This is a genomic window from Rhizobium lentis, assembly GCF_014200175.1.
Classification (GTDB): domain Bacteria; phylum Pseudomonadota; class Alphaproteobacteria; order Rhizobiales; family Rhizobiaceae; genus Rhizobium; species Rhizobium mulingense.
In genome coordinates, this window is sequence record NZ_JACHBD010000032.1 from 1 (window position 1) to 8,984 (window position 8,984).

The 8,984-nt window shown below is 64.7% G+C and carries 6 protein-coding genes; 3 read left to right on the top strand and 3 right to left on the bottom strand.

Features of this window, described 5'->3' with window-relative positions; genetic code table 11:
• Positions 1 to 823: 823 nt before the first annotated feature.
• A complete protein-coding gene (locus GGI60_RS31390; RefSeq protein WP_348649577.1) occupies positions 824 to 2,125 on the top strand; it encodes a TCR/Tet family MFS transporter in 1,302 nt (433 codons plus the stop codon).
• Positions 2,126 to 2,201: 76 nt separating this feature from the next.
• Complete coding sequence (locus GGI60_RS31395; RefSeq protein WP_183920462.1) at positions 2,202 to 2,486, top strand: GIY-YIG nuclease family protein; 285 nt, start codon at positions 2,202 to 2,204, stop codon at positions 2,484 to 2,486.
• Positions 2,487 to 3,417: 931 nt separating this feature from the next.
• Here GGI60_RS31395 and GGI60_RS31400 read toward each other — a convergent pair.
• The 3 genes from GGI60_RS31400 to GGI60_RS31410 all read right to left on the bottom strand — a co-directional run bounded on the left by GGI60_RS31400 (position 3,418) and on the right by GGI60_RS31410 (position 7,917).
• On the bottom strand, positions 3,418 to 6,813 hold the full coding sequence (locus tag GGI60_RS31400; RefSeq protein WP_183920460.1) for an acyl-[ACP]--phospholipid O-acyltransferase: 3,396 nt from the start codon (positions 6,811 to 6,813) through the stop codon (positions 3,418 to 3,420).
• 94 nt (positions 6,814 to 6,907) lie between these two features.
• Positions 6,908 to 7,189, bottom strand: a complete 282-nt coding sequence (locus GGI60_RS31405) for a YiaA/YiaB family inner membrane protein (protein WP_011424367.1) — start codon at positions 7,187 to 7,189, stop codon at positions 6,908 to 6,910.
• Positions 7,190 to 7,230: 41 nt separating this feature from the next.
• Positions 7,231 to 7,917 carry a PspA/IM30 family protein gene (locus GGI60_RS31410; RefSeq protein ID WP_183920458.1) on the bottom strand — a complete coding sequence of 229 codons (687 nt, stop codon included), beginning with the start codon at positions 7,915 to 7,917 and terminating at the stop codon, positions 7,231 to 7,233.
• 111 nt (positions 7,918 to 8,028) lie between these two features.
• Here GGI60_RS31410 and GGI60_RS31415 point away from each other — a divergent pair, with 111 nt between their 5' ends.
• Positions 8,029 to 8,643, top strand: coding sequence for a TetR/AcrR family transcriptional regulator (locus GGI60_RS31415; protein WP_183920456.1), 615 nt, complete (start codon positions 8,029 to 8,031; stop codon positions 8,641 to 8,643).
• Positions 8,644 to 8,984 lie beyond the last annotated feature (341 nt).

Sequence of the window (8,984 nt, forward strand, 5' to 3'; positions counted from 1 at the left end):
GAGGAGAAGTGGTGCCCGGGATGGAGGAGGAGAGGTAGTGCCGGGGTGACGGTGGAGGCCCGGTTGGCGGTGGAGACGTGATGCAGCGTTGGCGGTGGAGAGGTGGTGCCGGGGTCGACAGAGCAGAGGTAGTGCCGGGACTAAAAGCCTCGCCGAGCGCGGTGAGCGAACCGCGAGCGCGGCGCCGCGAGCTGCATCGGCGGTGCGTCTGGCAACAAAGCCAACCACACCCTCCGTCATCCCAGGGCTTGACCCTGGGATCCATAGCCAAGCACGCGGACTTCTATTTCTCTGCAGCGGAGCGCCTTCGCTGTTCGCCCAGTGCCAGCCGCATGGATCCCAGGGTCAAGCCCTGGGATGACCGAGGAGAAGTGGTGCCCGGATGGAGGAGGAGAGGTAGTGCCGGGTGACGGTGGAGGCGTGGTGCCCGGTTGGCGGTGGAGACGTGATGCAGCGTTGGCGGTGGAGAGGTGGTGCCGGGGTCGACGGAGGAGAGGTAGTGCCGGGACCTAAAGCCGCGCCGGGCGCGATGAGCGAACCGCGAGCGCGGCGCCACAAAACCTCACAACCGCAACCATCCCCCACATAAAAACAGGCTTGCCCTACTCAACCTTCCAGCGTATCTCTTCTCCGTCGCGAAAAGCGACTGCCTCCCTTGATCCGCTCAGTGGCGGAGTAAACAGGTGGACGAATGGGTCGTCCAGGCGGTCGAGCACAGGCCCGCCATGCGCCTTGGCCATGGTTCGGCCAGCACCTCCCTGAAACCAGTGCCTGACCAGATCAGGCCTCATCGTGAGCTATCGGCGCACTCTGTCGGCGCTGCCTGCTTGCGTCGACCCGGAACGCACCCATGACCAGATCTCTTATCGTCATTTTCACTGCCATTGTTCTCGATGCCGTCGGCATCGGGCTGATTTTCCCGATCCTGCCGTCGCTGCTCAAGGACATCACCCATGCCGCAAACGTCTTGCCCACTATCGGCGCGATGACGGCGCTCTATGCGCTGATGCAGTTCATCTTCGCGCCGGTGCTCGGGGCGCTGAGCGACCGGCTCGGCCGCCGCCCCGTGCTGCTGATTTCGCTCGCCGGTGCTGCCGTCAACTACCTCTTCCTCGCCTTTGCGCCCAATCTGACCCTGCTGTTCATCGGCCGGGCGATCGCCGGGCTGACCAGCGCCAATATCTCGGTGGCGACAGCCTATATCACCGACATCTCGCCGGAAGAGAAACGCGCCCGCCGCTTCGGCCTGTTCAACGCCATGTTCGGCCTCGGCTTCATCATCGGCCCGGTGCTCGGCGGCGTGCTCGGCGATCATTGGCTGCGGCTGCCCTTTATCGCGGCCGCCGTACTGAATGGCGCCAACCTGCTGCTTGCCGTCTTCATCCTGCCGGAATCGCGCCCGGGCAGCCGCGAGACGATCGATCTCGCTGCGCTCAACCCGCTGAAACCGCTGCGCTCGGTGCTGGAGGTCAAAAGCCTGCTGCCCATCGTCATCCTGTTCTTCATCTTCAGCGCCACCGGCGAGGCCTACGGCACCTGCTGGGCGCTGTGGGGCAGCGATGCTTTTCACTGGAACGGGCTGTCGATCGGCCTTTCGCTGGGCGCCTTCGGCGTCTGCCAGACGTTTGCCCAGGCCTTGCTGCCCGGACCGGCCGTGAAACTGCTCGGCGAACGCGCGGCGATCCTCGTGGGTGTTGCCGGCGTCTCCGTCGCGCTCACCGTCATGGCCTTTGCCGGCCAGGGCTGGATGATCTTCGCGATCATGCCGGTTTTCACCCTCGGCGGCATCGGCGTGCCGGCGCTGCAGTCGCTCGCGACCCGGCAGGTCGACGAGAACAGCCAGGGCCAGTTCCAGGGCGTGCTCGCCTCGGCCGTCAGCCTCGCCTCGATCGTGGCGCCGCTCGGCTTTTCCAGCCTCTATTTCCTCTTCCGAGAGGAATGGCCGGGCGCCATCTGGCTATCGGTCGTCGCCGTCTATGCGCTCGCCGTGCCGCTGGTGCTCGGTCTCAGGCCGAAGGCGGCGGAGCGTGCGAGCACAAGCCGACGCCGCGGCGCGCCAGAGAATTCCTCGGGGGATGCGTCTGGCGAAACCGCCGACCTCACCTTCCGCCATCCCAGAGCTTGACCCCTGGGAACGCCAGCCACACGCTCCGTCATCCCAGGGCTTGACCCTGGGATCCACAACCAAGCACTCTGCCGCCATGGCAGGGTATGTCTACATCGTCAGCAACCAGAAAAACGGCACCCTCTATATCGGCGTGACATCCGATCTGGAGCGACGCATCCATGAACATCGCGAGGGGCTGACGCCGGGCTTTGCCTGGAAATATGGCTGCACCCGTCTCGTCTGGTACGAGGAGCATTGGGACATCGGCAGTGCCATCCAGCGCGAGAAGTCGTTGAAACGCTGGAACCGGCAATGGAAGATCGATCTGGTCGAGGCGATGAACCCTGAATGGGATGATCTCTATCTGACGCTGTGGTGATGCGACGGCAGCGCGTGCGGCCATGGATCCCAGGGTCAAGCCCTGGGATGACGGAGGAGAGGTGGTGCCTGGGTGGTGGAGGAGTGGTGGTGCCGGGATGACCGTGGAGGGTGGCGGAGGAGGAGATAAGGTACCGGGCCGACGACGGCGAGGTGGTGCCAAGGCTCGCAAGCCGTGCCTGGCGCGATGAAGCGAACCGCGAGCGCGGTGCCCCAAGCTGCATCGCCGGTGCGTCTGGCAAGAAGCCAACCACACTCTCCGTCATCCCAGGGCTTGACCCTGGGATCCACGACCAAGCACGGGGGTGTCAATTGTTCCCCGGAGGTCGTCGCCGTTCACCCAGTGCCAGCCGCATGGATCCCGGGGTCAAGCCCTGGGATGACGGAGAGTGTGGTGCCTGGGTGGTGGAGGAAAGGTGATGCCTGGATGACCGTGGAAGGTGGCGGAGGAGGAGATAAGGTACCGGGCCGACGGCGGCGAGGTGGTGCCGGGGCTCGCAAGCCGTGCCGGGCGCAATGAAGCGAGCGAGCGCGGCGCCGCGAGCTGCATCACCGGTGCGTTTGGCAAGAACGCCAACCACACTCTCCGTCATCCCAGGGCTTGACCCTGGGATCCACAACCAAGCACGCGGACTTCTATTTCTCTGCAACCGGGCGCCATCGCGATCCACTTGATGCCAGCCGCATGGATCCCAAGGTCAGGGGATGACGGAGGAGAGGTTGTGCCGGGTTGATGGCGGAGGGCGGTGCCGGAGCCCCAAGCCGCGCCGGGCGCAATGAAGCTACGGCAGGCGCGGCGCGCAAGCTGCATCGCCGGTGCGTTTGGCGAGAACGCCAACCACACTCTCTGTCATCCCAGGGCTTGACCCTGGGATCCACAACCAAGCAAGGCGCAGGAGAGGTGGTGCCCTCCCCTGCATCCCACCCTCCGCCTAGGCCGCCTCCCCCTTCTCAGCCACGCTCTCCGCCAGCTTGCGCGCCGCGACGAAATCGACCTTGCCGGAGCCGAGCACCGGCACCTTGCCGATGGTGACCTCGGCCGGGACCATCATGTCCATGGCGCCCTTCGACTTTGCGAAGGCGAGGAATTCGGCGCGGGTGGCGGTTTCGGCTTCGGTGAGCAGCACCAGGCGCTCGCCCTTCTTGGGGTCGGGCAGCGACGAGACGACCGAGAGCGCGCCGGGCCAGAGCTCGGCGGCCAGCGTTTCGACGGCGGCGAGCGAGATCATTTCGCCGCCGATCTTGGCGAAGCGTTTGGCGCGGCCGCGGATCTTGACGAAGCCGTCCTCGTCGATGGTGACGATGTCGCCGGTATCGTGCCAGCCATCGGCGAGCGGCTCGAGCACGCCGGGTTTTTCGGCGCGCAGATAGCCGGCCATGACATTGGCGCCGCGCACATGCAGCCTGCCGCCCTCGTCGATGCCGGGCACCGGTTCGAGCTTCCATTCCATGCCCGGCAGGATTTTGCCGACCGTGCCGGAGCGGTTGTACATCGGCGTGTTGATGGAGATGACCGGCGCGGTCTCGGTGACGCCATAGCCTTCCAGGATGCGCAGGCCGAATTTTTCCATGTAGGTGTGGCGGGTCGAAACCTTCACCGGCTCGGCGCCGGAGAAGATATAGCGGATCGAGCGGAAATCGTAGGGATGCGCGGTCCTGGCATAACCGTTGAGGAAGGTATCGGTGCCGAAGATGATCGTGGCGTTGGAGACATAGATCAGCTCCGGCACGATGCGGTAATGCAGCGGCGAGGGATAGAAATAGACCGGCACGCCTGAGATCAGCGGCAGCACGGTGCCGGCCGTCAGCCCGAAGGAATGGAAGACGGGCAGGATGTTGAACACCTTGTCGCCGCTGTGGAAATCGATGCGGGCGGCGGCCTGGGCGGCGTTCGACAGGATGTTGCGGTGGGTGAGCACCACGCCCTTCGGAGTGCCCTCGGAGCCCGAGGTGAAGAGGATGACGGCCGGATCATCCGGCCGGCGTTTCACCAGCGGCCGGCCCTTGCGCAGCAGCCCGCGGATCTTGTCGACGGGACCGATTTCGGCTCTCAGATCATCGAGCCAGACGATCGTCACCTGCTTTTGCAGCTCCTCGACGACAGGGCCGAGCTTGGCCTGGGCGACGAAGGCGCGCGAGGTCAGCACATGTTTGACCTCCGCGGCCTTGCAGGCGGAGAGGATATTGGCAGCACCTGCGGTGAAGTTCAGCATGGCCGGCACCTTGCCCGCGCTCATGACGCCGAGAGTGGTGGCGGCGGCGCCATTGGCATTCGGCAGCATGACGCCGATGTTTGCTTCCGGGAAGCGGGCGCGGAACTTGGCGCCGAGCACGGCCGCCCCGGTCAAGAGCTTGCCATAGGTGAGGCTGCCGGTGACCGGATCTTCGACGGCTAGCTTTTTCATACCAAATTCGTGGCCGGCGCGGATGACGCGGTCCAAGACGGTCGACGAGGTGTCGGCGGTCTGGAACAACAGGTTCGACATCACCTGATAGAGGGCGGCGCCTGCCGCCGTGCGGCGCTTGCGGCCCTTCAGCTCCGGCGCTACTTCGAGCTTCACCGGCTCGAGAATGGTGACCTTGACCTTGGGGAACAGCCGGCGGCGGATCTTGCCGTCGCTGAGATAGGAGAGATAGCTCTTCTCCAGCCCGTCGATCTTGACCGGCACCACCATCGAGCCTGTTTTGTCGGCGACCATGGCGGCGCCGTCATAGACCTTCATCAGCGTGCCGGTCACCGTCAGGCGTCCCTCGGGGAAAATGCCGATCGGGCTGCCATCCTGCACCACCTTGATCAGCGACCGCGTCGCCATCGGCTTGGTCGGGTCGAGCGGCAGGAACTTGCACATTTTCAGGAAGGGCCGCACCCACCAGGCCTGGGCGATCTTGTAATCGACGGCGAAGGTCGGCTCCTCCTCGGTGATGGCGAGCGCCAAGGCACCGTCGAGCAGGCTGACATGGTTCAGCGCAATGATCGGCGCGCGGCCGGCCTTCTTGATATTCTCCAGCCCCTCGACCTCGAGGCGCATGAAGGCGCGGAACAGGATCGAGATGAAATCGCGGAAAGGGTTGGTCGGCAGCGTCTTCAGCATCAGCCAGGCGACAGCAAAATTGAGGATGCCGAGGCCGATCAGAATCTGAGGAATGGAGGCGCCGAGCGCCTGGATGACGGCGACGAGGCCGAGGCCGACGGTGATGAACAGCGCCGAGAGCACATTGGCGGCACCGATGACGCGGGCGCGGCGGTCCTCATGCGCCCAGGTCTGCAGCGCAGCGAAAGTGGGAACGGCGATGAAGGCGCCCGAGATGGCCATGCCGGCGAGATCGATGGCGACGCGGATGGTGTTTTGCCCGGCGAAGAAATCGAGGATCGTCGTCGCGTGCGCAGTCGAGGCCAGGCCCCAGAGGTTCCAGGCGAGATCGAGGCTGAAGAGGCCGAGCAGCGCCGTGCCGACCGGGGCCGGCAAGAGCACGATGCGGCCGGACGACATCCAGGCGGCGATGCCGGAACCGACGGCGACGGCGATGGCGAAGACGGTGAGATAGGCGGGCACGACGAGTTCGGAGCCGCCGAGCAGCTCGGTGACCATGGTCGGCAGGATCGACAGCACGAAGGCGCCGACCAGCCAGAACCAGCAGTTCATCAGCGCCGAGCGCCAGAGCCGCTTGTCCTCGCGGATTTCCCTGACGAGGGTGTAGCTGGAGCGGATGACATTGCGGTCGATCTGAAGATCCGGCGCCTTGGAGCCGGTCGGCGGGATCATCCGGCTGGCGAGCCAGCAGAGCACGGAGAGGCCCATCATCATCGAGCCGAAGAGCAGCACATTGTCGCCGCTGGAAAAGGCCAGTGCGGCGATGATCGTGCCGGCGAGGATGGCGATGAAGGTGCCGCCCTCGATCCAGGCATTCGCCTTCGGCAGGTCGCGGCGCTCGAGATGATCGGGCAGAATGCCGTATTTGATCGGCCCGAACAGCGCCGAGACGACGCCGAAGCCGAAGAGGGCTGCCATCAGCACAAAAATCGAGGAGAAGCCGAGGCCGACGACGGCCAGCGCGGCAATGGCGATCTCGCAGCGTTTCAAGAGCTCGGCAATTTTGGCCTTGTCATGCTTGTCGGCCAGCTCGCCGCCGAGCGCCGACAACAGCAGGAAGGGCACGATCAGGATCACGCCGGCAAGCGTCACCAGGGCGGCCCCTTCGCTGGCCGACATCTTGAAGAGAATGAGGAACACCAGCGTGTTCTTCAGAAAATTGTCGTTGAAGGCCGTGAGGAACTGGGTCCAGAACAGCGGAGCGAATTTCCTTGACGTCATCAGATTGTGTTGCACGGGCGTGGTCCCTCTTTCGGCTCGCTGAGAAGGCCACAGAGTTGTTACCCATTGGTTGAATGCGGCAACAACTCTGCGCTGTGGTTAAGGAAGATCAATCTTCATCGCTGCGATTGAATTTAACGAGCAGTTTTTCGGTGCGGGCATCCTCGACCTTGCGGATCAGCTTCTCGGATTCGGCATTGTCGCGCAGCGTCTTGGTGATGTTCACCGTGGTCTGCACCAGCATCAGGATGCCCATGGCGAGATAGCCTTTGCCCCAGAGATCGAGCGGCATCATGTAGAGGCCGAGCGCCAGCATGAAGGCGGCGGCGCCGAAAGAGATGTAGGAGAAGCTGACCCAGCTGGCGGAGTGTTTCTGGAAACTGTCGTTCATAGCATTGGCCCTTCAATTTTTAGGGGTGAGGATGGATGAATTCAGGCGGCCGGGGTGATGCGGCTCTTCAGCCGGGCGAGCACGTCATCGGCCGATGCGGCGAGCGGCGCGCCGCAGCCGGCATTGGCGAGCTTCTCGATGATGCCGGCCGGCCGGGTGGCGCTTTCCATGTCCTTCAGGGCAGCCGCCGTCAGCTCGTTCTGGCTCTGGCGCAGGCGAAGCCGCGCCAGGGTCTCCTCGGCCTCGTCGAGCGTGGCCAGGCCGGGGCCAGCGACGACGACATCGAGCTTCTGCGCCTCTTCGGTGGCGCGGGCCAGCCGCTCGCCGCGCTGCAGCTCCTGCAGCCGCGCCTCGGCCGAGCGCACAATGCCCTTCAGCTTGCCGATCGATGTGGTGAACTGGGCCTGCGCCGCCACCGAAGCATCACGCTCGGCTTCGAGAAAGGCGATCGCCTCGGCCGCCTCGCGGGCCAGGCCCTCATTGCCCTTATCCAGTGCCGCGCAGGCGCGGGTCTCGAGATCGGCGATGCGGCTGACGATCGTCTGATGCTGCGCCTTCTCCTGCTCGTTCTGGGCGATGGCGACGGCGACGCTGCGGCGCGCCGACTGGATCGATTGCGCCGCATCACGGATCTGCTGGGCAAGCAGCGGCACGGCGTGGCGATCGGCAAAAGCCTGCTCGGCATCATGCGCCCTGCCCCGCAAGAGAATGGAAATCAGTTTGAACATTTCTTGCCTCCGGTTTATGAACGTTGTTCACGAGATGAGTTATGGCAGAATCGTGAACGACGTTCAAGATAATTTTTGAACGTCGTTCAAAAAATCGAAGTGGAATGGTGAATGGCCGGCAGGCGAGAAGAAAAACGCGAAGATCTGAAGGCGCGGCTGATCGAGGCGGCACGCGAGCGCATCGCCCGCGACGGGCTGACCAATCTGCGCGCCCGCGACATCACCCAGGACGCCGGCTGCGCGCTCGGCGGCCTCTACACCGTCTTCTCCGACCTCGCCGAGCTGGTCATCCACGTCAACTCGTCGACGCTGAAGGCCTTGGAGGCGAAGCTGACGCTGCCCGAGGCCCGCGACAAAAGCCCGACCGACCGCCTGCGCAACCTCGCCCAGGGCTACCTCGCCTTCGCCGTCGAGCACCGCAACCTCTGGAAGGCGCTGTTCGACCACTTCCCCCCCGACACCAGCCCGACGCCACAATGGCACCTCGACGAACACCTCTTCCTGATGGACGTGATCGCCGAGCCGCTCGCCGAACTGCAGCCCGACATGCCGCCCGAAGACCGCGCCATCCGCGCCCGCACCCTCTTCGGCGCCGTCCACGGGGTGGTCAGCATCAGTCTGGAGGGGCGCTTCGTCGGCTTGCCGCTGGAGCGGCTGGCACGCGAGGTGGACGAGCTGGTGCAGACGATCGCGGCCGGGGCGGAGCGGCGGCGGCAGGGGGAGTGAGGATCGCGTTGAGGGGCAGTAGCGCAGGCCGCCGACGCTGCCGTTTTCGCCGACCCTTCCCCCTCTCCGTCATCCTCGGGCTTGACCCGAGGATCCACACGCAGCACTCGGCGTGCATAATTTACGAGGGCGTGCCCCCTGCCTTTCACAGCGCCGACCACCTACACCGCATTCGCCGCATGGATCCCAGGCTCAAGGCCACTGCTGTCCGGTTTAAATTTTGTCACCATTGGAGGCTCATCTGGGCGGGATTGCCGGGGGGACGTTGGCTTGGTTTTAGCAGCCGGTCGATCCTTTTGCGATGCATCAGGTTGGTGCGCACCAGGCGAGCGAAGGCCAGC